36 protein-coding genes are annotated in these 23,187 nt (G+C 36.7%); all 36 read left to right on the top strand.

The annotated features are described in order from the left end of the window. The coding region (locus tag PLE33_06050) for a hypothetical protein (GenBank protein ID HPS60808.1) at positions 1–474 on the top strand (474 nt) is incomplete at its 5' end. Then, positions 467–811 (top strand): BppU family phage baseplate upper protein, encoded by a 345-nt coding sequence (locus PLE33_06045; protein HPS60807.1) that lies wholly within the window; start codon positions 467–469, stop codon positions 809–811. The genes PLE33_06050 and PLE33_06045, both read left to right, overlap by 8 nt. Beyond that, positions 811–4,038, top strand: coding sequence for a Hint domain-containing protein (locus tag PLE33_06040; protein HPS60806.1), 3,228 nt, complete (start codon positions 811–813; stop codon positions 4,036–4,038). The genes PLE33_06045 and PLE33_06040 overlap by 1 nt, the downstream gene beginning before the upstream one ends. A gap of 277 nt (positions 4,039–4,315) precedes the next feature. Beyond that, positions 4,316–4,570 carry a hypothetical protein gene (locus PLE33_06035; protein HPS60805.1) on the top strand — a complete coding sequence of 85 codons (255 nt, stop codon included), beginning with the start codon at positions 4,316–4,318 and terminating at the stop codon, positions 4,568–4,570. A 380-nt stretch (positions 4,571–4,950) separates the two neighbouring features. Continuing rightward, positions 4,951–5,145, top strand: a complete 195-nt coding sequence (locus PLE33_06030) for a hypothetical protein (protein ID HPS60804.1) — start codon at positions 4,951–4,953, stop codon at positions 5,143–5,145. After that, on the top strand, positions 5,138–5,659 hold the full coding sequence (locus tag PLE33_06025; GenBank protein ID HPS60803.1) for a replication protein: 522 nt from the start codon (positions 5,138–5,140) through the stop codon (positions 5,657–5,659). The genes PLE33_06030 and PLE33_06025 overlap by 8 nt, the downstream gene beginning before the upstream one ends. Next, positions 5,656–6,414 carry a hypothetical protein gene (locus PLE33_06020; GenBank protein ID HPS60802.1) on the top strand — a complete coding sequence of 253 codons (759 nt, stop codon included), beginning with the start codon at positions 5,656–5,658 and terminating at the stop codon, positions 6,412–6,414. Before PLE33_06025 ends, PLE33_06020 begins: the two co-directional genes overlap by 4 nt. Positions 6,415–6,420: 6 nt before the next feature. Continuing rightward, positions 6,421–6,996, top strand: coding sequence for a hypothetical protein (locus PLE33_06015; protein HPS60801.1), 576 nt, complete (start codon positions 6,421–6,423; stop codon positions 6,994–6,996). Positions 6,997–7,198: 202 nt separating this feature from the next. Next, positions 7,199–7,558, top strand: coding sequence for a DUF3768 domain-containing protein (locus PLE33_06010; GenBank protein ID HPS60800.1), 360 nt, complete (start codon positions 7,199–7,201; stop codon positions 7,556–7,558). A gap of 1 nt (position 7,559) precedes the next feature. Continuing rightward, the gene (locus tag PLE33_06005; GenBank protein HPS60799.1) at positions 7,560–7,883 is read left to right on the top strand and encodes a hypothetical protein; all 324 of its coding nucleotides are present in this window, start codon (positions 7,560–7,562) and stop codon (positions 7,881–7,883) included. A gap of 262 nt (positions 7,884–8,145) precedes the next feature. Continuing rightward, positions 8,146–8,505, top strand: a complete 360-nt coding sequence (locus PLE33_06000; protein HPS60798.1) for a YkgJ family cysteine cluster protein — start codon at positions 8,146–8,148, stop codon at positions 8,503–8,505. 25 nt (positions 8,506–8,530) lie between these two features. Then, positions 8,531–8,752, top strand: a complete 222-nt coding sequence (locus PLE33_05995; protein ID HPS60797.1) for a hypothetical protein — start codon at positions 8,531–8,533, stop codon at positions 8,750–8,752. A 20-nt stretch (positions 8,753–8,772) separates the two neighbouring features. Then, on the top strand, positions 8,773–9,348 hold the full coding sequence (locus PLE33_05990; protein ID HPS60796.1) for a hypothetical protein: 576 nt from the start codon (positions 8,773–8,775) through the stop codon (positions 9,346–9,348). A 494-nt stretch (positions 9,349–9,842) separates the two neighbouring features. After that, positions 9,843–10,094 carry a hypothetical protein gene (locus tag PLE33_05985; GenBank protein HPS60795.1) on the top strand — a complete coding sequence of 84 codons (252 nt, stop codon included), beginning with the start codon at positions 9,843–9,845 and terminating at the stop codon, positions 10,092–10,094. A gap of 73 nt (positions 10,095–10,167) precedes the next feature. Continuing rightward, positions 10,168–11,334 carry a hypothetical protein gene (locus tag PLE33_05980; GenBank protein ID HPS60794.1) on the top strand — a complete coding sequence of 389 codons (1,167 nt, stop codon included), beginning with the start codon at positions 10,168–10,170 and terminating at the stop codon, positions 11,332–11,334. A 35-nt stretch (positions 11,335–11,369) separates the two neighbouring features. Further along, positions 11,370–12,083, top strand: a complete 714-nt coding sequence (locus PLE33_05975; GenBank protein HPS60793.1) for a hypothetical protein — start codon at positions 11,370–11,372, stop codon at positions 12,081–12,083. Positions 12,084–12,145: 62 nt separating this feature from the next. Further along, positions 12,146–12,913, top strand: a complete 768-nt coding sequence (locus tag PLE33_05970; GenBank protein ID HPS60792.1) for a hypothetical protein — start codon at positions 12,146–12,148, stop codon at positions 12,911–12,913. Next, on the top strand, positions 12,900–13,517 hold the full coding sequence (locus PLE33_05965) for a hypothetical protein (protein HPS60791.1): 618 nt from the start codon (positions 12,900–12,902) through the stop codon (positions 13,515–13,517). Before PLE33_05970 ends, PLE33_05965 begins: the two co-directional genes overlap by 14 nt. Before the next feature lie 7 nt (positions 13,518–13,524). After that, entirely contained in the window at positions 13,525–13,779 is a 255-nt protein-coding gene (locus PLE33_05960) for a hypothetical protein (GenBank protein ID HPS60790.1), read from the top strand. A gap of 283 nt (positions 13,780–14,062) precedes the next feature. Next, a complete protein-coding gene (locus PLE33_05955) occupies positions 14,063–14,458 on the top strand; it encodes a hypothetical protein (protein HPS60789.1) in 396 nt (131 codons plus the stop codon). Then, entirely contained in the window at positions 14,455–14,802 is a 348-nt protein-coding gene (locus PLE33_05950) for a hypothetical protein (protein HPS60788.1), read from the top strand. Before PLE33_05955 ends, PLE33_05950 begins: the two co-directional genes overlap by 4 nt. Then, positions 14,769–15,278, top strand: a complete 510-nt coding sequence (locus tag PLE33_05945) for a hypothetical protein (GenBank protein HPS60787.1) — start codon at positions 14,769–14,771, stop codon at positions 15,276–15,278. Before PLE33_05950 ends, PLE33_05945 begins: the two co-directional genes overlap by 34 nt. Further along, the gene (locus PLE33_05940; protein HPS60786.1) at positions 15,278–15,787 is read left to right on the top strand and encodes a class I SAM-dependent methyltransferase; all 510 of its coding nucleotides are present in this window, start codon (positions 15,278–15,280) and stop codon (positions 15,785–15,787) included. Before PLE33_05945 ends, PLE33_05940 begins: the two co-directional genes overlap by 1 nt. Next, positions 15,787–15,981 (top strand): hypothetical protein, encoded by a 195-nt coding sequence (locus tag PLE33_05935; GenBank protein ID HPS60785.1) that lies wholly within the window; start codon positions 15,787–15,789, stop codon positions 15,979–15,981. The genes PLE33_05940 and PLE33_05935 overlap by 1 nt, the downstream gene beginning before the upstream one ends. Next, positions 15,978–16,142 carry a hypothetical protein gene (locus PLE33_05930; GenBank protein HPS60784.1) on the top strand — a complete coding sequence of 55 codons (165 nt, stop codon included), beginning with the start codon at positions 15,978–15,980 and terminating at the stop codon, positions 16,140–16,142. The genes PLE33_05935 and PLE33_05930 overlap by 4 nt, the downstream gene beginning before the upstream one ends. Before the next feature lie 200 nt (positions 16,143–16,342). After that, positions 16,343–16,957: a hypothetical protein gene (locus PLE33_05925; GenBank protein ID HPS60783.1), complete on the top strand. Its 615-nt coding sequence runs from the start codon at positions 16,343–16,345 to the stop codon at positions 16,955–16,957. 25 nt (positions 16,958–16,982) lie between these two features. Then, the gene (locus tag PLE33_05920) at positions 16,983–17,876 is read left to right on the top strand and encodes a glycosyltransferase (GenBank protein HPS60782.1); all 894 of its coding nucleotides are present in this window, start codon (positions 16,983–16,985) and stop codon (positions 17,874–17,876) included. Next, the gene (locus PLE33_05915; protein ID HPS60781.1) at positions 17,860–18,354 is read left to right on the top strand and encodes a methyltransferase domain-containing protein; all 495 of its coding nucleotides are present in this window, start codon (positions 17,860–17,862) and stop codon (positions 18,352–18,354) included. Before PLE33_05920 ends, PLE33_05915 begins: the two co-directional genes overlap by 17 nt. Next, a complete protein-coding gene (locus tag PLE33_05910; protein HPS60780.1) occupies positions 18,351–19,442 on the top strand; it encodes a glycosyltransferase in 1,092 nt (363 codons plus the stop codon). Before PLE33_05915 ends, PLE33_05910 begins: the two co-directional genes overlap by 4 nt. Continuing rightward, positions 19,433–19,804 (top strand): VRR-NUC domain-containing protein, encoded by a 372-nt coding sequence (locus PLE33_05905; GenBank protein HPS60779.1) that lies wholly within the window; start codon positions 19,433–19,435, stop codon positions 19,802–19,804. The genes PLE33_05910 and PLE33_05905 overlap by 10 nt, the downstream gene beginning before the upstream one ends. Then, entirely contained in the window at positions 19,777–20,397 is a 621-nt protein-coding gene (locus PLE33_05900) for a ParB N-terminal domain-containing protein (GenBank protein ID HPS60778.1), read from the top strand. The genes PLE33_05905 and PLE33_05900 overlap by 28 nt, the downstream gene beginning before the upstream one ends. Beyond that, entirely contained in the window at positions 20,378–21,196 is an 819-nt protein-coding gene (locus tag PLE33_05895) for a radical SAM protein (protein ID HPS60777.1), read from the top strand. Before PLE33_05900 ends, PLE33_05895 begins: the two co-directional genes overlap by 20 nt. A 168-nt stretch (positions 21,197–21,364) precedes the next feature. Further along, a complete protein-coding gene (locus PLE33_05890) occupies positions 21,365–21,643 on the top strand; it encodes a hypothetical protein (protein HPS60776.1) in 279 nt (92 codons plus the stop codon). Then, the gene (locus PLE33_05885) at positions 21,640–22,239 is read left to right on the top strand and encodes a hypothetical protein (GenBank protein HPS60775.1); all 600 of its coding nucleotides are present in this window, start codon (positions 21,640–21,642) and stop codon (positions 22,237–22,239) included. The genes PLE33_05890 and PLE33_05885 overlap by 4 nt, the downstream gene beginning before the upstream one ends. After that, the gene (locus PLE33_05880) at positions 22,236–22,934 is read left to right on the top strand and encodes a hypothetical protein (GenBank protein HPS60774.1); all 699 of its coding nucleotides are present in this window, start codon (positions 22,236–22,238) and stop codon (positions 22,932–22,934) included. Before PLE33_05885 ends, PLE33_05880 begins: the two co-directional genes overlap by 4 nt. Further along, positions 22,931–23,104, top strand: coding sequence for a hypothetical protein (locus PLE33_05875; protein ID HPS60773.1), 174 nt, complete (start codon positions 22,931–22,933; stop codon positions 23,102–23,104). The genes PLE33_05880 and PLE33_05875 overlap by 4 nt, the downstream gene beginning before the upstream one ends. The last annotated feature ends 83 nt before the right edge of the window (positions 23,105–23,187 follow it).

Here is a 23,187-nt window from a genome sequence, read left to right as displayed (position 1 = left end):
CCCGTTATCGTGCCAGAAACGCCGGTAGAAACACCGGCATTGCCGGAAGAAAAACCAGCCGAAGAAAAGCCGGCGAATGTTCCAGTTTTCGAGTTTCCAACAGATGAACAGAAAAAAGAAGCAAAAAAATTCGGAATGATTTTATTATGCGTAATTTGGAACGCATTGAAAGATATGAAACTTACCGTTGCCGGCGTTTATAATTTCCTAAAAGCTGGACTTTGGGAAGGAATTAAAAAATTAGTTAAAATATTCTTCTATGTTTCTTTAGCGGCAATTGCTAACTTTCTTTTGCAAATTTTCGCCGGAATGCACTTTCACGATATCCCGCTTCATTATCAGACATTCAGTTTCTTGCTGACTGACGATATTCAGAATTTGGCAATGACAGCGTTTTTGAACGGATTTTATTTCGGATTTGTAAAATGGGTTACAACCAAAGCAGAAACATTAAGAAAGGAATCTAATGTTTGAACTGATAGCGATTAGAGGCGATAGCTTCGGCAGAAAATTAGTAATAAAAGAAGACGGAACTGCAACCGATATTACAGATTGGACTATATTTTTTACTGTCAAAAAAAACAGAAACGATAGCGATGATGTTGCTTTGATTAAAAAAGATATCGGAAATGACGAGCATACAGATGCCTCGAAGGGCGAAACTCGAATTGCTCTATTGCCAGAAGAAACTATTGCACTAAATGGAAAATATTATTACGACATTCAAGTTAAAAAAGATGATGGCGTGATTATTACTCCTATCGTTTCAACAATAACTTTTCAAGAAGATGTTACACAAAGGACAAGTTAATGGCAGAACAAAATATCGAAATAGATGTAATCAATGATCCGATCATTGAAATTAGTGTTTCCAAAGAGGAACCTGATATTACTATTGAGATGACCGAAGCTGTCCCGGGTCCGAAAGGGGACGAAGGTCTTTCCGTGACCGGCGCCGAAATAAATAATCAAGGCAGATTGATCGTATTTTTATCTGATCAGACCGAAATTGATGCCGGTTTAACAAAAGGTGCGCAAGGAAATAAAGGCGACAAAGGCGATACCGGTTTAGGGTTAGAATTTCAATGGCAAGGCACTCAATTAGGGGTGAGGATTGAAGGTCAAGAAGAATATATTGCCGTTGACCTCAAGGGTGCAACCGGCGAAGCGGGTCCCAATCAAGTTTCAACCTCAACAGATTCAAGTATTTCAGGCATATTGAAAGGAAAAGACGGAAAAGTTGCACAAGCCCAAAGCGGGGTTGATTTTGAAACACCTGGCACCGCTGTCGGGTTGGTCGGTATTTTGGCTAATCTATTAACTACAGCCAAAGACAACATTGTTAATGCAATCAATGAAATTGCAAGCAATTATCAGAAGAAAAATACTGATGGTTCGGTTACGGTTAATCAAGGAACTGGAATTTCAAAATGGGCTAGAAGTTTGACACAATATTTCGCCATCGAAACATCAACTACTTCTGACGAACTTTCTCATCACGCCGGCACTGGATCATCAAAACCATTTAGAATTTCAGACTACTCAGACACTGGAATTTCGTTGAGAACGGGTAAGGCTGGAACTCAAATAAAAGACCGTTTATTTATCTCTTCAAAAAACGATGCCACGGTAGGGTTCATCGGCATCAATATGATTTCTCCGGCATACCTACTTGATATTTTTGGCGGTGATGTAAACATTGCCACTGGTCAAGTTTATCGCATCGGAGGAATCCCAATAGGGAAAAGCGATGTCGGATTGACTAATGTTGACAATACTTCAGATGTGAACAAGCCGGTTTCAACTGCGCAGCAGACTGCGCTTAATAGTAAGGCGGATTTAGTCGGTGGATTAGTCCCTGCGAATCAATTACCTTCATTTGTTGATGATGTTCTTTCCTATGCAAACTTGGCAGCATTTCCCGTTACCGGCGAAGACGGCAAGATTTATGTAGCAAAAGATACCAATCTGACCTATCGGTGGACTGGCACGGCATACGGTGTTCTTGATCCTTCTCTTGCTATCGGAGAGACATCTGGCACGGCATACCGAGGCGATCGAGGCAAAACGGCATATGATCATTCACAGTCATCTGGAAACCCACATAACGCAACAACCGCAGACATCAGTGATTCCTCTGACAAGAGATATGTTACTGACGCTCAAAAGACAGTCATTGGTAACACGTCCAATACAAACTCCGGTGACGAGACACCAATTTCATTGGGGAGCAAGATAAATAGCGCTACTGCTAAGTTCACCCCTGCTAACTCCGATATGATACCCATTATGGACTCGGAGGATTCTAACGTAATCAAAAAATCTCCTTGGTCTGGTATCAAGTCAGCCCTCAAGACATATTTCGATACTCTTTATACCACTGTTGCGTCATTGGCAAATTATCTTCCCCTGACGGGGACATCTAATAGCGTGGATATGGGTGTCCACGGAGTTCGTTCTGACGGCGGTTATCCCTACAATCCCAATGGAAGTAATTACACTGCTCCACTATATGTTAGACCAGGACAGTCTTTGATTGAAGGAGGCTATTCTCTTTTAGAAGGGACGAAAGTTTCAACTCCCGACGGAGAGAAAAATATTGAAGAACTTAAAGTCGGTGATGTTGTTAATTCTTATGACCTTGAAACCAATCAACCAGTAACCGCCACAATAACCGATAACTATCAAAAAACTACTCCTGTCTATTATCTAATAAACGACAAAATTCGTTGTAGTTTTTTCCACTTTTTTATTCTTTCAAACGGAGAAAAGAAGTCAGCTTTCCGTCTTGAAATCGGAGATGAACTAAAAATTAATAATGGCACTGAAACAATAGAGACAAAACAAATTATCCGAGAAGATAGAAACATCTATGGCATCGAGCTTGATAATTACCATATCTATTATGCCGACGGGTATCTAGTTCACAACGGCGGAAATGAAGGAGAGGCAGTTTGTATCCCAATCGTTTATTTGGGGCAAGATCAACAATATATGATTACTGACGGAGGTCCAGTTGGGGTTTGGTATATTTCTGATCCCAATAATGGAGGAGAACCAAAGATAGTGTTAGGAGCGCCAAGTCCAGATGGAACCGTAAATTCAAATGGATCACTCACCCTAGCTGTTGCTTCAATTATATGCCCTGACGGTTCTGGCATTAAGAATATTAGTGCTCCAGGAATAGGACCCGGTCTCTTCGGTGGATCAACCGATTATAATTTCCCTAGGGGTATTATGATAGGAGCTAGTTCTGACGTTTCAGAAAATCCAGCTATGGCTAACGTCCAAAATGTTTCCTCTGCTCTAAGACTTAAAAATTCAGGTTTAAGCGATATTATTGTTACGGTTACTAATGGAAGCGATATTATTACGCCGACTAACGCTGGGGACAGTTTTCTATCTGCTACGCCAAGACTCCATATAAATGACTCTATTAAGATCATTAACTACACGTATAATATTCTGGCAATATCAGAAGGTCAGATTCAACTCGATAGAATTCACGAAGGTTATTCCTCTACTTCTGAAAGAGTATATGTTGATAGGTTAATGGCACAATTCATCAATTCCGCTGGCATTATAAAAGCAAGATTAGATCGAAGTGGTATATATTGTGGTGATAAAATTGAACTTCCACATATTATACGCAAAGTTGCCTCTGACACTCTACAAAATCATCACGATGAAGAAAGATTTAGCACTTCAGCTGGTTATTTTAATATAAAAGGAATGCAATTTCCTCACGGTTTAAATGGTTCTATTAGGGTTAGATTCGACCTTAAAGCGGCGACTGCTGGCACTACCGTCACGGGTCAACTTATCAATCAATCCGGCGTTGCATTAGGACCAGAACATACAACGACTTCGTCATCCTATGCCACATTCACCGACGATATTATTCGTGATTGGGGATTGGATGAACAACTGATATTGAAAGTCAAAACCGCTTCATTCGGCGTTAATGTTTATACCCGTAATTTGCGAGTTTATTATGATGATGATCCGACAGTAGCGGTAGAATCAATAAACCTATAACCGACATAAAAAAATTAAGTTTTTGTATATTACACAGATAAGTAAAAATTTTGCAAATCTGTGTAACTATGAGTTCTTAACCAAGGGGGTGATCGCTTGGAAGTAAAACCGGTTTGTCCTTTCTGTGGAGGCGCAATCATCACAATGGTTCGAGTAACCGTAGAAGGCAAAACGCTCAAAAGGCGTTGTTGTCCGAACTGCCACGGGTTTTCTTTTGTAGTCAGGGTTGTAGTTACGTCCATTGAAGAAGAACTCTGGATCGAGGAGAGTGGCGTAAATGAAACGACGAAAGAATAAGCATCATTGCGTTCCGCGCAGTCGCGGGGGTAAGACCGACAGCACCAATCTTCTTGAAAAGGATGTCAAGAAGCACGAAGCGTATCACACTATATTCGACAATGCCACGCCAGAAGAAGCAATCGCTATCATTATAATGGAGTGGACAACGCCGGAATGGCGGGATCGGTTCGTAAAAGATCAAGAAAGGCGTTTGGAGCGTCTTGAGCGGTTAATAATACCGCATACACGATAACACTTTGGGAGAAGGGACTTGCCGGCAATATCCCAGTATTGGGTTAGGTGGGGACAATTTGTCCCCCCGTGGCTAACCTTCTCCCGCCTTCACATATGTTGTATTCAAAAATACATAGGACGGCGCACATTAAAAATTTAATCTCAAAACATATATTTCAATATGTCCTTTGCCGTCCGGAGGGCATATTTTTATAAAAAAAGGCGACACAGTAATTGATTTTTTCGACATACTTTTTATTTATTTTGTTTTTTTAAAAAATTGGAGCATAATGAAATTAGCGAAATGCAGTCGCCATAAAAGCAAACAATTGTTATAATATCTGAAGAGCTAACTGACTGCATCGGTTGGCTCTTCTTTATTATCCTTGGGAGGGGATTATGAAAGATTGTAATATAAGGTTCAAAAAAGGTCAGCGCTGGCGTTCCAAAGATTCGGGTGTTATTTTAACACTCATAAACAAAATCAACGGCGGTAAGTGGTCAACCAAAACTAATCACGGAAACAATCACGCCGTATGGGAACGAACGCTCCTGAAATTCTATTATCAAATAGAGCGAGGGGAAAATGGCTAATCCGCAGGCAGAAAACGGACACATTCGAGTTGCTACAGAACTTGAAGATCAATTATGCACTTTACCACTTAGCGGTAGTGAGTGGAGATTTTTGCGTTTCATAATTCGTATGTCTTGGGGTTGGAATAAAAAGCGCACCGGCGGACTTGGATTTAAAAAGATTTGCGAAGGGACGGCTTTAAAAAGAATTTCAGCGTTGCGGGCTTCTGAATCTTTATCTGAAAAAAACATCTTAATCATTCATAAAGAAAAGAACAAAAACGACTATGAATTTAACAAGGATTATGAAACTTGGGTAGTATCAAATTGGATACCGAAAATAGTATCAAAAAAGATACTAGGTAGTATCAAAAATGATACCATTAGTAGTATCAAAAATGATACCAAATTGAACTCGCCTATAACCAATTATAACCATTCTTTAATAACCAATATAAACAGGGAAAATCAAAAAATAAATTATAAAAATTTAGAAAAATTAGACCAAATGAAAAAGGAAGCAGGGTTAATATGAAAATAAAGCAATCAGATTATCCAAACCTAGAAAATAGACCATTCACTATTACTAAAGGAGTTTTAGAGTTTGTTAATAATGACAATGAATGCCAAGATGCTCTGAACGAATTACAACGATGCTGTAAATATAGGGTTGTCAGGAAAACGATTACTGACTATATTGTTAAGAAAAAATTGTTTGATCAGTTAGCATTATTATCAAACGAAGCAAAAATTGAAACTTGTTGGTATTTTTATGAAAAAATTATGATCGGTATTGCGAAAATGAAAAATAATAACATTTTTGTTTGTATGGCTAAGAAAGGAACAATCGTTTTAGCGGGAGAAGAATTTATTCTTCCTGCCGAAGAAAAAATACCATTGACTCTCACACAACATTCTAAAACTTTTAATAAGGAAACAGAACTTGAAAAATCTTTAGTCGAAAGTAAATACTCAAATTTTATTTTAAGTTTTGCTGCAGCCCTTCCTTCATTTATTGAATTTGCAGAGACCGAAAAAATTATTATGAACGCTGGAAAGGGTAAGAGAAAGGCATATTTTGGAAATGAAAAAATTGTTACAGACATAAGAACAGATATTGAAATAATTGATAGCACTTGGTTCAGGACAATTATTCACAATGGAGATTTTGAGGTTTCAGGTCATTTTAGATTGCAACCTTGCGGCAAAAATCATAGTTCAAAAAAATTGATTTGGATACACGATTTTGTTAAACACGGATATAAAAGAATAGCAAAGATTGAAAAGTAAAAAACTATGCTTAATTTCACAGTAAAACCTATTGATAATCAAATGGCGATTCACTATATCGTCAGGGAACATTATTTGCATAATTTCAAAGGAGATATCTTAATCAGTTTTGGAATTTATCAGGAAGAAAAATTATCCGGCGTTTTAATTTACGGAGAATGTTGGAATGTCGGAAGATTTAAAAAAATAGTAAAAGGTAAATTTGTAGAACTTTTAAGAATGCACTTGAGCGATGATCTTCCAAAGAATTCAGAAAGCCGTGCGATCTCTTTGACAATCAAATGCATAAGAAAACAATTTCCCGAATTAAGACACATATTCACTTATGGGGACGGCGTTAAAAATGGAATCGGCATTTGTTACAAGGGCGCTAATTTCGCTTTCGTTGAAAAAACTCATTATCCTTTTTCAAGAATTGATCCTGCAACTGGTTTAGAAATGACAAAGGAAGAAGCCATTAGGTTAAACATTTTAGAGCATTGGCAGAATTGGGATTATTTGCCAGGTTATCAATATTTATATATTTATGATATTAAGCGAAGTGACAGATCAAAAAAAGAGAAGTTGAGAAATAAGTATTGACAAAATAAATCAAAATAAATTAAAATAAAAATATGAAAAACACAATAAAAATTGAAATGACGATTGAGCAAGCGGTTGCAACTAAATTAGCGCTGGAATCACACATCTAGGAATACAATAAATTAAAACTCGGCGCCAGCGTTTTAGAAGATGCATTTTCGGTTATTAAATTAGCACTAAAAGATTTTAGGGAAGGGAAGAAATGAACGAAATTAAAGACGGTTCAAGTAAAGTTGCAGAATTAAATGACAAAGCAAGAAGATTGTTGCCGACAGGATTTCAACCATCAGTAACAACTTTCGGAATACAAGACAAATTCCCAGACCCAAGAGCTTTGTTAACGGAGATCGCTAATTTTAATACATTCACAGAAGAAAACGACCCCTACGGCGAGCACGATTTTGGTTCAATCAATTTCGGCGAGGACAAGTCCCGAAATATAAAAGGAACTAAAGTTTTTTGGAAGATTGATTATTATGCGCCGGACTTGATAGGCGGAATTGACCCGCTCGACCCCGCTTGCGTAAGAATTATTACTATAATGCTTGCTGAGGAGTATTAAAATGAGCAATTTTTATTCAGAAGAAGAATGTCCTAATTGCAAAAAGAAAACTCAATTTGTTAATAACGATCAGGGCAGTCATTACACTTATACTTGTTGCGAGTGCAAGAAAACATTCAGCACGTTGCCAAAATTCAGTTACGAAGAAACAGAAGAAGAAAGAATTGAATCATTGTCTGTTAGGCGTTGTCCGTGTCATATTGTGCCGGTTCTACCTGATGAAGAAAAATCAACCGAAGAATTAAGAAGCGAACAATTAAAAGAAATCGAACAAGAAAATATTAATGCTTGCCAACAGAGAGAGGAATTTGAACAATATGAGTAAAAGAGTTGTATTTCCATTTTGCACTTGCACAGCCCGAACCCTTGTCAATAAATGGGGCTTTCCTGTCACGGCTGTCAAGCATTGGCGTTGGTGCGAATTTCTTTATAGAAAGAATGATGATGAAAAAAATAATGATTAAAATTCGTTGCTTTTTAGGTAAACACGATTGGGAATACACCGGAGGTTTTGTTTGGGGTTGGAGCAGAAGGTGCAGAGATTGCAAGAAAAAGGAACAATTTCTTGATTTATTAAGGAAAAAATAATGTGTGATTTTAATTGCAAAAAACTAAAATGCGCTGATTGTTGCGGTCCAATACCATTTGAAAAAGTATTTTATCAAAGTGTTTTAAAGTTTAAGCAAAGACCGATAGTGTCAGAAAGAGAAGTTAGTTCATTCGGAGAAGATTTTATTATACCGGTTACGGAAGATATTAGTTGTTGTTTTTTGACATTAGAAAATAGTTGCGCAATTTATGAACAACGCCCGCAGATATGCCGAGATTTTGGCAATGGAACGCACGAACATTTAACTTGCCCTAAAATAGAGCCGAACGGAAAGATAAGAAGCAAGAAAAACAGGAAGCTATTGACAAAAAGAATAAAAAAGAATATAATAAAATAGTTACGAAATATTAAACCAAATCATTATGAAAATTAAAATCAATCACAATTACGGTATGAATCCTAGAACAGAAATCGCCAATAAGGACGAAAGATTTTCAAAACAAATCGTCACTTATGAAGGTTCTGATCCTAGAATAAACCGAAGACGAACTGGCTTTGTCCGATCAATCGGCTTTGTTGGTTTTGTTAAACTTGGTTTTTGCGCCGTTCTGTTATTGATTGGAATTTTAGGAAGTATCCAATAATCATTAAAAAGTGAGGGGAAATGCACATTCGTGTAAATCACTATCAAAAAAAGAATAAAAAGACGGCTTTGAATTACTTTGTAGAGATAGGATTCATTGTTTGGCTCATTTATGGGCTTTGGATTGTCTGCTATCAACACAATCAACCAAAACCTAAGTCAAAGAAGGAAAGCGCCCCTGCCGTCCTTGTAGAGGCAAAAGCGCCGACTTCTGAACCGGTCAAAGTATCAGAACCGCCAAAAATACCGGAAGTAGATAATCGAACCCCACGAGATAAGATGATTGACAAGTATTTTGCCCCGCAAGATGCCCGCATAATGAAAGCAATTTGCAGAAGTGAAAACAGAGCCGAAAACGAAAAAGATATTCAAGACACTATGAACAAGGACAAAACGGCTGATATTGGCTGGTGTCAGATAAATGTTGATTGGAACGCCGACAAGATACCAGGCGCAACAAGAGATGAAAAAATTAAATCGTTGCAAAATGGAGAAATAAATATTCAGGTCGCACATAAAATATTCAAAAGTTGGCAAGGATTCGGCGCTTGGTCGGACTATATCAACGGAAGATATCAAAAGTATTTAGATAAATAATTTAACCCGAAAGGGAGAAAGTGAGGGGAGCGTGGAGAATTTAATTCAAAAGGAGATGCGTTTAAGGTATGTGGGAACTATACCTAGATTACAGAATTTGCGCAAAGGTTGTTTCTACAAAGTGAAAGTGCTTGAGTTCAAAAAAGGTAAATTGTTCGGGTTCGTTTATCGTATCAGCGTTTATATTCCTAGCAAGAATTTAACTTTTACTTATTGTAGCGCTTTAAGTTTGATGAATGATTGGCGCAACGATGACAAGAAAGCGAAAAAATAATGCAGAAGATTGATATAAAACAAAGGACAAAGGCGGAAATTTGCGTTTTTTATGCTGATTTAATCTTTAAAGAAAGATACGAGCATAAAATTAAACAGCACATTTCTTTCTATGCCGGCGCTGCTTTCGGGATCGTGTTCACGGTAGGGGTAATATTATTCGCACTTTACATTTCAATCAATTACAACTTATAAAAGTCGGAGGGGCGGAGAAAAATAAAATGGCAGGAAGAAAAAAGAGAGTAACTTATAATATGCCAAAGAGTTTGATAGAACCGGACACTTATTACACTCTCAAAGAGATCGGCGACAATCATTGGATTAAGGGTTTGGGCTACTACGCACTTTACTTCAAGATCACAAGAGGGCAATTAGACAAAGAAGATTATACGGAAATTCAGGGAAAAAAAAATTCGTATTATAAAATGATCGGTTCTAAAATTATCGAGCTAGACAGCAGACAAAAGTTATAGTTTGACAAAATAAAACAAAAAGAATAAAATAAAACTGTATTAAGAAACTAATTTTTAAAGAGAGGCGGTTTTCGTGAACGAAAAAGAAGAAACAAATGAACTTTTGCCAGTCGAGCAAGAGGGCGGTAAATTTAGCATAATGAGAAGCCCAGCAAGTAGCTTCTTGAATCCTCAAGCGTATATGCAGGCGAAATACATCGCTAACGATATGCTCAAGGATAATGCTTTGCCTAAGGGTATTACAACGGCAGGTCAAGCAGTTATGATTATGCAAGCCGGTGCGATGATGGATATGAATTGGGTCGAGGCACTAAGATCAATTTATATCGTAAATGGTGCTTTGAATATTTGGGGCGCAGCAGTTCCTAATAGATTAAAAAAACACGAATACAAATTCAAGTTTTTAGAAGAAGACCAGACACATTGTAAAGCCAGAGTTTGGAAGGAAGACGAAGAAGGAAAAGTAATCCCAAATGAAGATTATACAGAGGACTTCAAATATGAAGATGCTGTCAAATCAGGTTACACAAAAGACAGTTACAATAAAGAAAAAGTCGGTTGGAAAGAAGGCATAAACCGAATCAAAAAGATGCGTTATAATGTGCTTTCGTTGATAATTTCAACCTATATCCCTAATGTTTTGGGACCGGTTAGCGGTATTGTTGAAGTTTCTCAAGATTATGCCGAAACAGATAATTCCGGCAATAAAATTTCAAGGCGTGATAAGTTAGCCAAAGCACAGGCAATTCTTGATGAAGCTAAAAAGAAAGAAGAAATTGAGAACGAACGGGCTGATCAAGTTTTAAGCGGGACAGGCGTAGGTTCAAAAAATGCTAGAGAAGAAGCAGAAAGTTCGAGAGAAGTTTCTAGTCCCCAGGGACAAGCAATTCTCGAACCGGAAGAAAGTTTAAGCGAAAAAAACGATAAAATAATCGAGAAGTTAGATCAAGAAAAAGAAATTGTTGATACAGAAGTTGCAGAAAATAACGGAGTTATGACAATTAAAAAGGTAGAGAATAAAGAAGAAATCACCGGCGCTTTAGGTCTTGAGCCGGAAGATATGCCTAGCGTTCCGGAAAAACCAAAGCAAACAGTCGTTACCGGAAATGACGATGATGATGAATTGGTAGCGGTGAATCACTTGGATATGGATAAAAAGGTCGAAGAAATGAAACAAGCCGATGCTAAAGCCGTTGAAGCAAACAAGAACAAGGGATTGCTTGACGATTTAATTTCATAATCATTAAAGGCGAATGATTTAGGAGAAAAAACAAAATGATGTTTGATATACAAGTCCTAGAAGAAGACAAAAATAAAAAATTAGTGGCACTTTCTCAAGGATTGCCGGAAATGGCGCAGAGGTTGCTTGACAAGAAAATAAATACAGCCGAAGAATATGCGTATTTTTGCGACATACTAAAAAAGATCAAGAAACGAGAAAAAGACATTGAAACTTTTCGGACAATGATTGTGAAACCTTTGAACGAATTGGTCAAGCAATGGAATTCTGAATTCAAACCAGCTAAAGACGGTGTTGAAAAAATAAAAAGGTTACTCAATTCAATGTTAGTAGCTTACGATGACGAGCAGGAACGCCTTAGGATAGCCGAGCAGAAACGATTGGAAGATGAAAAGCGCAAAGCCGAGGAAGAAGCTAGAAAAGCAGCAGAGGAGGCGCTTAGAGCCGAAGAAGACGGCAAGGAAGAACAATCAGATGAAGCCGTTGAAAAAATGGAAGAAGCGCACAAAACCATAGAAGAAAAAGAAACTGCTATCAAGGAAGTTTCGGCGCCGGTAAAACCGGTTACAACTGAATTTTCAAAGACATCATTCAGGGTTGATACCAAGTTTGAGATTATTCAAGAAGAATTAGTTCCGCACACGCTTTGCTCTCCGGACAAAACAAAGATTGACAATGCCATAAAAGCGGGAATAAAAGAGATACCAGGCGTCAGAATTTATACAGTCAAAACACCAATTACCCGATAACATTTGACAAAATAAATCAAAATAAAATAGAATTAAATCGTATTATTAATGGAGGCGGAACTATGACAGAATTTAATCAACTAATCAATGACCAATCGCTTGTCGAGCAATTGGCGCCGGACGAACAGGAATTCATTGATTTAAAATATCGGCAGAAATTGGCTAATCCTTTCATTTGTAGCCGGTTGAATGTGAAAGACCCGAACGAAATTAAATTGATTGATGCAAAAATTGCGCAAAAATTAGTTCAATTAAAATCTGGTTCACTGAAAGCCAATGTAGCAGAAAGCGAAGTTTATAGTAGAATTGAAAAAAACGAATCGGTGTTGACTCTATCTCTTTACAATCTTGAAGCGATTATAAAGCGGGCTGACGGGATATTCTTTCACCCCGAATTGGAAAAGTTTTTGCAAAAATTGATTTACCACGAAAAGCGTGTTAAAGAAGCCAAGAAAATATTAAAAGAAATTTTGAAAGAAAAAGCGCTTGAAGTAGAGCCACTATTTAAATCAATTACTTCTGATAATATTACTTGCTATCTCTCTGAAAGTGGTAAAAAATACGCTTTGGACACGGAAAGTTTGTCGGCTGACGATTATAAATTAGCAATGAAAGAATTGAACGCCCTCGGATTGGTAAAAATTGCAATCGTTCCTGATTCGAAAGCCATTGATGAATATGTCAAAGATCACGCCGAATTGCCGTCAGGTTTAATGTTCAATGCCAATAGGAAAAAAGGATTAACATTCAAACTAAAAAAAGATGCCGAAGCGCTGGAAAGGAAACTCGAATCCGGCGAGGAAGTAGAGGTAGAAGATGACGCAGAATAAATTTAGGGCTTCATTTACTGTTTGCAACCTTTGGTATCAAAAGAAAATAGACGATGCGATCAAATCTTATTTCAAGATTGATACATTTATCCCGAAGGAATGGATAATAGGCAAGGAATATCACGAACTTTGGCAGAAGCATATTGAAAGAACCGGAAAACTTCCCGATGAGCTGGGAGGAAATCAACTTAAGAATGCAATGTGCGAAGAAAAGATAGTCATTGACGGAAAAGAAATTTCAGAGTTTGCAGAATTTATGGAAGTAGTATTTGTGCCTGATTGCGTTGATATGGGTGATTTGGTAATACAAGAATTCAAGACCGGAGTTGCATCAAGTAGCGGATACGCTAGAGGTTGGCAGGGGATACTTTACGGGTATTTAATGCACGTCAAGGGGTTTCCAATTAAGAAGGTTCGCATCATTCATTACAATCAATACACGAAGGAAACGGAAGTATCGGTTGTTTGGATCACCAACAAAACAAATATGATGGCGAAAGAATGGTTAATCACTATGGCGAGTGATATGCACGCTTACTTAATGGAAAATGATCTGTATTCAAAGTTTAAAGAATTAAATGACATCGAATTACTCGATGATTAAGGATGAAATGAAAATAAAAGAATTCGAGAAAAAATTTCCAGAACCTACAATAGCAAAAAGCAAATTCAAAAATGAATATGGCGAAGAATTTACACTCTATAATTCAGGGATATCGGTTATGTTTGGTGGAGATGAAACAAATCAGGAAGTAATTCCATTATTCAATCAACATTTCAATATTTTCAGCATTGATGAATTGGAATTGATAGCAAAAGCTATTCTTGAAACGACAGAGAAATTAAAATTAGTCAACAAGCCATAAGGCGTTGAAATATTAGAGCCATAAAAAGGAAGAAGGATAGTGGCGGAATGTCGGGGAGAGGTAAGCGAAATTGGCACGCTAATGTCCGTTCGAACCGGATGCCTCTCCTCGACACTCTGCTTCTATCCCTTCCGGCTCACATAATAATTTGACCGAGGGAAACCTCATCACAATTTACCGATAGGAGAACAAGGGGAAGGTCGAAACGCTACCACCAATTGCAATTTACCCTCCAAAAAATTCTCCTTCCTCGGTCAGGTTATTAAAAAAAAGCGAGGCGGATATGAACTATCAATCAATAAAAAATCTAAAAGACCAAGTCGAATGGACTTTAGAAAATTACGAAGAAACACGCAACAGCGACATTACTTTGATGATTCAGATTTGGAAGTGCTTTTATAACAGCAAAATAATCGGTAGCGGAATGATAAGAGTTTCTGATCTGTATGAATTACCAAGAGAAGATAATATCAAAAGAATTCGGGCTAAAATTCAGAATGACCCTATCAAACCCCGCTTTCTTCCGACTGATTTAAAAATAGCGTTACAGCGTGGAATGAATGAAGAAGAATGGCTTAAAGCGATGGGATATTGGACTAAAGCCAATTACGAAGCCGGTGTTAAAGCCAATCAAAAAGCTACTCAAAGTAAGTTATTTAATATTGGCGGTTCACTATGAAATTTATTAACTTCGGAGATTTTGAAACAATTAAATTGGAAGGAATACCTTATCTTTCTTACAAGGAAAATGAACTTGAAATTTGCATTGAACTTCAAATATTCGGAGATGCTTTAGTGGCTTTGTATGAAAACGGAGATTTGGTTTATCCAAAACAAAGATTTGAGATGAAATCTGATCAAGAAATGATAGCGATACTAGTCAAAGAAGGTATGATAGCAACTGAAAAAATCATAAAAAAATTTAAGTTTGAGCTGATATCGGCAGTCAATGATCTTTATAAAAAATATAAACTAAAAAAAGGAGAGGTATGCCCTCGGAACAAGTCGAAAATTTTAGAATGATGAACGATCACAATCGTTTTTCAAAGGCACAAGCACGGGACAGTAGAACAGAGCAAATAATTGCTTTGTCGAAGTATGGTTACGATGTGAAGGAGTTGACACCGTATCAGTTCAGAATTAACGGGATTTTGGATATTTATCCCACGAGAAACAAATATCATTTTTTGCCAATGAATAAGCGGGGCGAGATTGACAAACCGTATCGTCAATTCTTGAAGCAATTCATCAGTCAAAAACAAACAACCAGCCAAGCGGTTGAAGAATTAAAAGAAAATTTTGGAAAGTTTACCGGCTTGCTTTGTAAAGACAAGATACTAAAATTTATGTTCTTTGTTTGGGTAGTGATGATAACAATATTTTATTTCGTTTCAGAACACGAATTAAAAATGGCACAAAGAGGCGATCTTAATCTTGACGGAAAAGTTGAAATAACTGATCTGTCCATAATGGCTGACCATTGGGAAGGCGGTAAATAATGGCTGGTTCATCAATGGCGCTTGATAATAATGTGAAAGATTTTTTGAGAAAGATAGAATTTGAAAAGGTTATTGATATTAGTTGCGGTTCGGGCAAATATGGCAGAATGGTTAAAGAATCAAGACCAGATTGTAAGCTTGTAGGGATAGAGAAAGACGAAAGTTATATTGAAGAATTTTCTTTGAATAATGTGTATGATTCAATTTACGATTTTGATGCCCACAAATTGATCAGGAATGCCGATTTTAAAACCGATATTTGCATAATGGGAGATGTCATTGAGCATATGCCAAAATCGCAAGGGATTGACTTCATAAATTATATGATTTACCGGTGCAAATGGCTCATTATTAAATATCCGATTAGATTTATCCAAGGCGCTGTCGGTGGACACGCTTCCGAATCTCATATTTCCACTTGGTCTAAGCACGATTTTGAAGGATTCGATATAGAAGAATGGGCGGAAGATGTTCCCATTGTCTTGGTAATTTTGAAAGGATATTTATAATGACGGACTTTAAATATGGTTGTAAGAAATGCGGGGCGCCGATCAAATTTCTAAAAACTAAAGCGGGTAAATGTATGCCTGTTGATGTGATAGAAATGACTAATTTAAATGAAGCCGGTGAAATTGAGAAAGTATATATCAATCAACCTCATTGGATAAATTGCCCGAACGCTGATGATTTTAGGAAAAAATGAAACAGTTTATTTTTAAAGTCAAATATCATAAAGAATATTGCATAAAAATCAACTCTAATGATCAAAAAGAAGCTGTTGATAAATTAAGAGACGGAAAATGGATTATTAAAGCGAAGGGGAAAGAACTCGATATTCAAGAAATAACTCTAAAAAGGGATTGACACACAAAATAAATAAAACTAAAATGTAATTGGAGTGGGAACCAAAATATAATTTTTTTATAATAAAAAAGCCACTCCAAAAAGGTGGCTTTTTGTGAGTTCAGGGAGCGACACCTCCCTTCGACAAGGAGTTGGGTAATTTCCCCCTCCGCCCAATTTAGTGTCGTTCCCCGAGTTCGCAAAAGGTGTATAATAACATTATGAAATTTACCAAAAGCATTGTCGCAACTGCGATAGCGGTATCTGTCACGGTAGTTATGGTAGCCACAAAAGACAATCAAAAAATAAATTCAGACAACGAGCCTCCGAGTATACAGAATGAAATCACAATCAACAAACAAAATTTATCTCATATTATTGTTGGCGATTATTCTATTGCTCCAGTTCGTAAATTCACTTTCGCTGATCCGGTTAAACCGGCAGAGCAACCTTTGCAAAGTGAACATAATCCAGTTTCAGGAAGAGCCGATCCCATTGCTAGAGACGATAGTCCAGCGAAAAGATACGATAATTCAGTAGAAATAATAGGCGAAGACACAGCGTATAGAGATGAAAAAGGAAAAAGTAATTGTGCAATTTATGCGACAAAATTCACGGGAATTAATAAGCGATTAGGTTATGGAATTACTGTTCAGCCGGAAGGAACTGAACCGGTAATCGGAGCAATCGTAATATTCAGGAATTATCATCACGCCGGCGCTTTGTTCGGAAAGACAGAAGACGGAAAATTGATAGTTAATGATACAAACTGGATTGTCGGAAAGATAACACAACACATTCTTACAGCAAACGAAATCAAAGGATACATATATTAAAAGCGAAATAATCGCAGAGGGTAAAATGAAAACTCTAAAAATGGGTATTGTAATGGTGGCTTATGCCAGTTACGAATCCGTTAAAAAATCAGTCGAAGAAAATTTAAAATTGATTGACGGCAAATACCCTCTTTTTATTGTTGATAATTGTTCTCCCGATATTAAAACGATCTCATATTTAGTTGACTTGGAAATGATGAATAAAAATGTCGTAGTTTTAAGCCCTGGCAAGAATTTAGGTTGCCACAATGGCTTCAATTACGGCTTTTATCATATTATCACTAACTACAAAGGCGTTGAGGTGCTTGTTAAATGCGATGACGACACAATGCTTTATAATTGCATTGATTTTGATGAGATATTAAGCTTATTCAAAAAAACCGGCATTGCTTTTTTGGGGACAAATTTTTTCGGAGATAATCGTTTACAAGAAGAACTGATTGTGCGGGAGATGCACGGCGAAAATGCAAAGTATATGACCGATGTTGTTTATTGGAATCCCAAAATAGCCAATATCCCACTCGGATTTATTGATGCAAATTTTTTCAAAAATATTGGCGGATTCAAAGTCGCTTATAGAAACGCAAGAAACGAAATAATAAAAAGCCAAGATCATTTATACGGCGGAGAGGAAGCATATATTTCACAGAAGGCAAATGAACTCGGATTGCAATATGCCTATCTTTATATGCACGGCGCTAGAACAGTCGGAAACGATGAAATTGATCCTGATTATATGCTTTGGAAATATGTCTATGGTTTTTTGGGAACTTATAAAAAAGATTTTGCTTCGTTTTTGAAGGACGAAAAAGCCAAAGAGGAAGGTTATGCTTATTGGTTAAGTTATTCAGATAACGGAATGCATCAACTTTGGGCTAAAAATTATTATGAAAAGAGGAATAATGACAAATCAAATTAAAGAATGGGCTAAAAGTGTTAATGAAAGATTCCTTCCTGATCTTGAAAAAATAGTTGAAATCGGAGGATTAGACATAAACGGAAGCGTAAGAGATATTTTTGATAATGGGAAAAATTATTTTAGCACAGATATGCAAGCAGGCAATGGCGTAGATTTAGTCATAAATTCTCATAAAATTTATACTCAAAAAAATAGAGCGTCAGTTGATATGGTTATTTGTTTAGAAATGCTTGAACACGATGACAGACCTTGGGAAACCTTGAGAAATATAAACGGCATATTAAAAAATGGCGGATATTTTCTTGTTTCTGCTCCCACATTGGGCTTTCCTTATCACGCTTACCCGAAAGATTATTGGCGATTCACAAAAGACAGTTTTGAAGATGTTATTTTAAAAGGTTTTGAAATTATCGAAATAATAGAGGTTAAAGATAACGCAGGGTATCCAACGCTTTGCGCACTAGGAAAAAAGAAATGAAATTGAATATTTTATTTTTGCCGAGCGATAAAGGCGGAGTATTCCATTATAGAGTTGAAATGATCTCAAAATGGCTTACGAAGCTTGATCTAGCTAGGACTAGAATTCTTTTTATGGACAAATTCGGTAAAGGTGATCTAGTTTGGTCTGACATTATTATTTGCCAAAGAAAATATGATAGTTCTGAATTTAAAGGCGTATTCGAACAATCAAAGGAAGGTGTCAAACAAATGGAAAGCGCTGGAATTAAATTCCCGAAACTTTTTATTTATGATACTGATGACTATTTGCACGATGTTCCTAAGAATAATCCTTGCTATGCTTCCTACAAGCCAAATAGCCCGATATTTAAGGTAATGGAAGAGTGGATTAAGAAAAGCGATACATTGTCAGTTTCTACAAAAAAACTCGCTGAAAGATACCGATATTTGAACAAAAATCTAATCATCAATCCTAATTCTGTTGATACTGAAAATTGGGAATTCAGATATAAATTCAATAGACCGGTTAAATATAAAGACCAAATCAGAATAGGATTCGCCGGTTCGAATACTCATTATGATGATTTGAAATTAATCGTTAGAGATTTAAAATATGTTCAAGAACACTATTCAAATACAACTTTGGTAATATTTGGAATTCAGGCAGGACCGGTTGTATCGAATACTGATTTAAGATTATTATTCAAAGACATTCCGAGAGTTGAATTTGAAGAAATGGTTGAAGTTAGAAATTACCCGATAAAATTAAGATCTTTGCATCTTGACATTGGTATCGCTCCGCTTGTAGATCATCAGTTCAATCAGTCAAAAAGCGCTATCAAATTTTATGAATATTCAATGTGCGGAATTCCAACAATCGCCTCAAAAGTAGGAGAATATTGCGAAGTAATTGATAAAACTAGAGGTATTTTAGCCAAACAAAATGATTGGTTCAAATCATTAAAATTATTGATAGAAAACGCAGAATATAGAAAAGTAATGGGAAAAACGGCTCAAAATTATGTTTTAAGAGAAAGAAGCGCTTCGGTAATAATTCCGAAATGGTATGAAAATTATTTAAGTGAATGGGGTAAATTATGCCAGTAAAAGAAAGTCAGATTGTAACCGCTATTTGCAATTATTTGCAGATGCTAGAGAATATGAAAAAACTTTATTTTATCCGAAATAATACCGGCGCTTTTGCTGTTCAGCCGGTTGGCGGTGCAAGGCGTTTTATGCGCTTTGGAAAGTCGGGCAGTAGCGATATCATAATTTATTTGCCAGAAGGCAGAACCGTATTTGTTGAAGTAAAAAGAGAAGGCGGGAAGCAAAATCAAAACCAGCATTTATTCGAAGCTAAAATAAAATTACTTGGCTTTGAATATTATGTTGTAACCGATATTGATGAAGTAAAAAATATAATTTTAGAAAGGAACGAAAAATGGAAACCAGAAAAATTACAGAGTTAATCAAGGCGGAATACAATCCCCGAAGAATCAGCGAGCATATGCTCCAAAAGTTGCAGGATTCTATTCGTGAATTTGGATTTGTAGAACCGATCATAATCAATAAAGACAATACGATTATTGGTGGACATCAAAGAGTTGCCGCTGCCGAAAATTTGGGATTAACAGAAGTTCCGGTTATTGTAGTTGATCTTACAAAAGACCAAGAAAAGAAGCTAAATTTAGCCCTCAATAAAATAGTTGGTGAATTTAATCCTGAAAAATTGGTAGTTTTATTGAATGAACTCGATGATATTAGCTTAACCGGTTTTACTGAAAGCGAGTTGCAATATTTTAATGACACTATAACTTTCAATCCAGACGGCGGTAATAATAGCCCAAGCGGAAGCGAAAACGGAAGTGATGCTGAACTTCCACAAGGAGAAATAAGCGAAGGAAATTTTAAACTGACCTTTTATATTGAAAGCGAGACAATCTTCAATCAGTTACACGAGTTCTTTGGTGGAAAAGCAGATCACGATTTAGAAAAATTATTGAGTTGTGTAACTCTCTATCAAGAGAAGGAAGAGAAATTAAATGAGAATAAGCAAGGATAAATACGGAAGCCCTAGAATTACGGGTGAAATTTTGGATTGTTCGATGCCGATGACTTTCGATCAATACAATAATTGCGGGCATAACTGTCTATATTGTTTTTCGACTTTTCAGAGAGCAATCGGATCAACAAAAGAAGATTATTGGCACAGAGAAGAAGTTAAGGCGGTTGATGTCAAAAAATTCGCAAAATTATTTACTCCCGAATACAAAGGACAATTCAAATACATCATTAAAAACCGCAAACCGATGCAATGGGGCGGATTAAGCGACCCCTTTTGCCCGATTGAGAAAGAATTAGGAGTAGGTTATGAGATATTACAACTTCTCGCAAAGCACAAATACCCGTGTTCCTTTTCTAGTAAAGGTGATCTTCTTCTTACTGATAAAAAATATTGGGATATCTTTATGGCTAATAAAGAAAACTACCACTATAAAGCTTCCATTATTACGGCAGACGAGGAAATCGCTAAAATTATTGAGGCGGGCGTTCCAACGCCTAAGAGAAGATTTGAGGTGCTAAAAGCCCTTTCAGACGCCGGAGTTGAAACAACCTTAAGAATGCTCCCGTTCATCATTGGAATCACTGACAAAACGATGCCAGAGTTAATCAGAATGGGAGCGGAAGCGGGTGTCAAGAGCGTAAGCACAGAGTTCTTTTGCCTAGAAACTAGAATGACACCGGCGCTAAAAACTCGATACAATGCGATGAGCAAATTGTGCGGATTCGACATAGTAGATTATTATAAAAAGTTGTCCACAGGGTGCGGTTATCTGCGCCTGAACTATCAAATTAAATAAAAATACATTAAGGCAGTTAAAGAAGAATGCGAAAAATACGGGATAAGATTGCACGTCAGCGATGCTCACCACAAAGAACTTTCCTGCACGGGCAGTTGTTGCGGGCTTCCAGATAATCACCCGACTTTGAGCAATTATCAAAAATCACAGTTCACAAACGCAATCGTAATGGCACGCAAAAACGGGACAGTCAAATTCAGCGAAATTAGTGAAGATTTTGAATGGTTGAAATCATTCCTTTGGCGTAATGCGGAGGGCTTTAATACCGGAAATAATGACAAACGGCTAAAACGCAAAAACTTAACAATGTATGATTTTATGAGAAACGCTTGGAATAACCCGAAAGATTTGCACGGTCCATACAAATACTTTGGCGGGGCTTTACGACCATTCGATAAAGATGAAAACGGAGATTTAATTTATAAATATGTAGGAGTTTGGAAATGAAAGAAAATAAAAACAAAATTATATTAGATCTTTGCGGAGGAACCGGTGGTTGGTCAAAGCCATATAAAAAAGCTGGATACGATGTAAGGGTTATCACCTTTCCAGCTTACAATGTGCTTCATTATATTGATTTAATGCCCGACAATGTTTATGGCATTTTAGCAGCCCCCCCCTGCACAATGTTTTCTTTAGCCAGAACAACAGCAAAAACTCCCCGCGATTTAGAAAGCGCAATGAAGATAGTCAGGGCTTGTTTAGAGATAATATGGAAAGCTAGATTATCAAACAAATTGCAATTTTGGGCAATGGAAAACCCTAAAGGATTATTGAGACAATTTATAGGAAAACCCGTGTTTACATTCGATCCTTCTGAGTTTGGCGCAGATTATAATAAGGCAACTGACATTTGGGGATATTTTAATTCTCCGAAGAAGAAATTTGGCTATAAGCGTTTTGATACGACTGATACAAATTCAAGAAAATTGCCAGAAATCCCAGCCGATTATGTTATAGACGCTAATATGTCAATTACGGCTATTAAAAGAAGCATTACTAATCCTAAGTTCGCAGAAGCATTTTTTAAGGCAAACAAATGAAAATCGCAATCCCAAGTTATCGCAGACCAAATGTAAAAACTCTTGAACTTTTGAAAGAATTCAGCAAAGAAGAAGTTTTTATTTTCGTTCACGATGCCGAAGATTATGCTAAATATCAGATAAACGCCGGTAGAGCGCAGATCATACAAACCAACGCCCCACAGGGAATCGTCAATCAGCGCAATTTCATACTTGATTACTTCCCAGAAGGTGAAAAAATAATAATGCTAGATGATGATATTAAGAAGGTCAAAAAGCTCATTAACAAAAGATTGAGTTCAAATGTAAGTGTAAAACAGTTCTTTTCTTTCGGATTTTCACTATGCACGGCGCACAATTATAAACTTTGGGGCGTTTATCCTATCGCTAATTCCTTTTTTATGAAGCCAAAATTGAGCAATCATCACTTTATAATCGGAACATTGACAGGAATAATCAACAATAAATTAAGATATGACAGCAATTTGAAAGTGAAAGAAGATTACGATTTTACTCTGCAGAACATAATAAAATTTGGCGGGGCTTTAAGATTGGATTATTATACAATAGAAGCCGAACATTACACTAACAAAGGCGGTTGCGTAGATTACAGAAACGAGCAGATTGAAAGAGAGTGCGCCAATTATCTATTAAGAAAGTATCCCAAGTTTTTAAAAAGAAACCCAAAAAGAGCAAATGAAATCTTAATAAAATGAAACCAGAATTAAAAACAATTTGGGAATGGCTTCAAAAGAAGAAGTATAATCGTAAATTGATAAAGAATTACGAGGCATTAGGTTGGAAAACGGGAAAATTAGTAACTGAACAAAATTTCTATCGTTGGATAATGGAGGCGGTCAAAGATGGTAATATTCGAACAAATTAAATCGTTTTGGATAGGCGTTGGCACAGGAATAATCCTTGTAATTTTTGTAGCGATGATTTGGGCGATGAAAAATAATGATGATA

This window comes from Candidatus Cloacimonas sp., from assembly GCA_035403355.1.
In the GTDB taxonomy this organism is placed as follows: domain Bacteria; phylum Cloacimonadota; class Cloacimonadia; order Cloacimonadales; family Cloacimonadaceae; genus Cloacimonas.
Note: the sequence above shows the minus strand (reverse complement) of the source record. Positions and strands in the feature narration are given on the sequence as shown.

Excerpts from the sequence above, each read along its gene's own strand:
- PLE33_06045 (HPS60807.1), top strand. The coding sequence starts at position 467 with ATGTTTGAACTGATAGCGATTAGAGGCGATAGCTTCGGCAGAAAATTA.
- PLE33_06040 (HPS60806.1), top strand. The coding sequence starts at position 811 with ATGGCAGAACAAAATATCGAAATAGATGTAATCAATGATCCGATCATT.
- PLE33_06035 (HPS60805.1), top strand. The coding sequence starts at position 4,316 with ATGAAACGACGAAAGAATAAGCATCATTGCGTTCCGCGCAGTCGCGGG.
- PLE33_06030 (HPS60804.1), top strand. The coding sequence starts at position 4,951 with ATGAAAGATTGTAATATAAGGTTCAAAAAAGGTCAGCGCTGGCGTTCC.
- PLE33_06025 (HPS60803.1), top strand. The coding sequence starts at position 5,138 with ATGGCTAATCCGCAGGCAGAAAACGGACACATTCGAGTTGCTACAGAA.
- PLE33_06020 (HPS60802.1), top strand. The coding sequence starts at position 5,656 with ATGAAAATAAAGCAATCAGATTATCCAAACCTAGAAAATAGACCATTC.
- PLE33_06015 (HPS60801.1), top strand. The coding sequence starts at position 6,421 with ATGCTTAATTTCACAGTAAAACCTATTGATAATCAAATGGCGATTCAC.
- PLE33_06010 (HPS60800.1), top strand. The coding sequence starts at position 7,199 with ATGAACGAAATTAAAGACGGTTCAAGTAAAGTTGCAGAATTAAATGAC.
- PLE33_06005 (HPS60799.1), top strand. The coding sequence starts at position 7,560 with ATGAGCAATTTTTATTCAGAAGAAGAATGTCCTAATTGCAAAAAGAAA.
- PLE33_06000 (HPS60798.1), top strand. The coding sequence starts at position 8,146 with ATGTGTGATTTTAATTGCAAAAAACTAAAATGCGCTGATTGTTGCGGT.
- PLE33_05995 (HPS60797.1), top strand. The coding sequence starts at position 8,531 with ATGAAAATTAAAATCAATCACAATTACGGTATGAATCCTAGAACAGAA.
- PLE33_05990 (HPS60796.1), top strand. The coding sequence starts at position 8,773 with ATGCACATTCGTGTAAATCACTATCAAAAAAAGAATAAAAAGACGGCT.
- PLE33_05985 (HPS60795.1), top strand. The coding sequence starts at position 9,843 with ATGGCAGGAAGAAAAAAGAGAGTAACTTATAATATGCCAAAGAGTTTG.
- PLE33_05975 (HPS60793.1), top strand. The coding sequence starts at position 11,370 with ATGATGTTTGATATACAAGTCCTAGAAGAAGACAAAAATAAAAAATTA.
- PLE33_05970 (HPS60792.1), top strand. The coding sequence starts at position 12,146 with ATGACAGAATTTAATCAACTAATCAATGACCAATCGCTTGTCGAGCAA.
- PLE33_05965 (HPS60791.1), top strand. The coding sequence starts at position 12,900 with ATGACGCAGAATAAATTTAGGGCTTCATTTACTGTTTGCAACCTTTGG.
- PLE33_05960 (HPS60790.1), top strand. The coding sequence starts at position 13,525 with ATGAAAATAAAAGAATTCGAGAAAAAATTTCCAGAACCTACAATAGCA.
- PLE33_05955 (HPS60789.1), top strand. The coding sequence starts at position 14,063 with ATGAACTATCAATCAATAAAAAATCTAAAAGACCAAGTCGAATGGACT.
- PLE33_05950 (HPS60788.1), top strand. The coding sequence starts at position 14,455 with ATGAAATTTATTAACTTCGGAGATTTTGAAACAATTAAATTGGAAGGA.
- PLE33_05945 (HPS60787.1), top strand. The coding sequence starts at position 14,769 with ATGCCCTCGGAACAAGTCGAAAATTTTAGAATGATGAACGATCACAAT.
- PLE33_05940 (HPS60786.1), top strand. The coding sequence starts at position 15,278 with ATGGCTGGTTCATCAATGGCGCTTGATAATAATGTGAAAGATTTTTTG.
- PLE33_05935 (HPS60785.1), top strand. The coding sequence starts at position 15,787 with ATGACGGACTTTAAATATGGTTGTAAGAAATGCGGGGCGCCGATCAAA.
- PLE33_05930 (HPS60784.1), top strand. The coding sequence starts at position 15,978 with ATGAAACAGTTTATTTTTAAAGTCAAATATCATAAAGAATATTGCATA.
- PLE33_05925 (HPS60783.1), top strand. The coding sequence starts at position 16,343 with ATGAAATTTACCAAAAGCATTGTCGCAACTGCGATAGCGGTATCTGTC.
- PLE33_05920 (HPS60782.1), top strand. The coding sequence starts at position 16,983 with ATGAAAACTCTAAAAATGGGTATTGTAATGGTGGCTTATGCCAGTTAC.
- PLE33_05915 (HPS60781.1), top strand. The coding sequence starts at position 17,860 with ATGACAAATCAAATTAAAGAATGGGCTAAAAGTGTTAATGAAAGATTC.
- PLE33_05910 (HPS60780.1), top strand. The coding sequence starts at position 18,351 with ATGAAATTGAATATTTTATTTTTGCCGAGCGATAAAGGCGGAGTATTC.
- PLE33_05905 (HPS60779.1), top strand. The coding sequence starts at position 19,433 with ATGCCAGTAAAAGAAAGTCAGATTGTAACCGCTATTTGCAATTATTTG.
- PLE33_05900 (HPS60778.1), top strand. The coding sequence starts at position 19,777 with ATGGAAACCAGAAAAATTACAGAGTTAATCAAGGCGGAATACAATCCC.
- PLE33_05895 (HPS60777.1), top strand. The coding sequence starts at position 20,378 with ATGAGAATAAGCAAGGATAAATACGGAAGCCCTAGAATTACGGGTGAA.
- PLE33_05890 (HPS60776.1), top strand. The coding sequence starts at position 21,365 with ATGGCACGCAAAAACGGGACAGTCAAATTCAGCGAAATTAGTGAAGAT.
- PLE33_05885 (HPS60775.1), top strand. The coding sequence starts at position 21,640 with ATGAAAGAAAATAAAAACAAAATTATATTAGATCTTTGCGGAGGAACC.
- PLE33_05880 (HPS60774.1), top strand. The coding sequence starts at position 22,236 with ATGAAAATCGCAATCCCAAGTTATCGCAGACCAAATGTAAAAACTCTT.
- PLE33_05875 (HPS60773.1), top strand. The coding sequence starts at position 22,931 with ATGAAACCAGAATTAAAAACAATTTGGGAATGGCTTCAAAAGAAGAAG.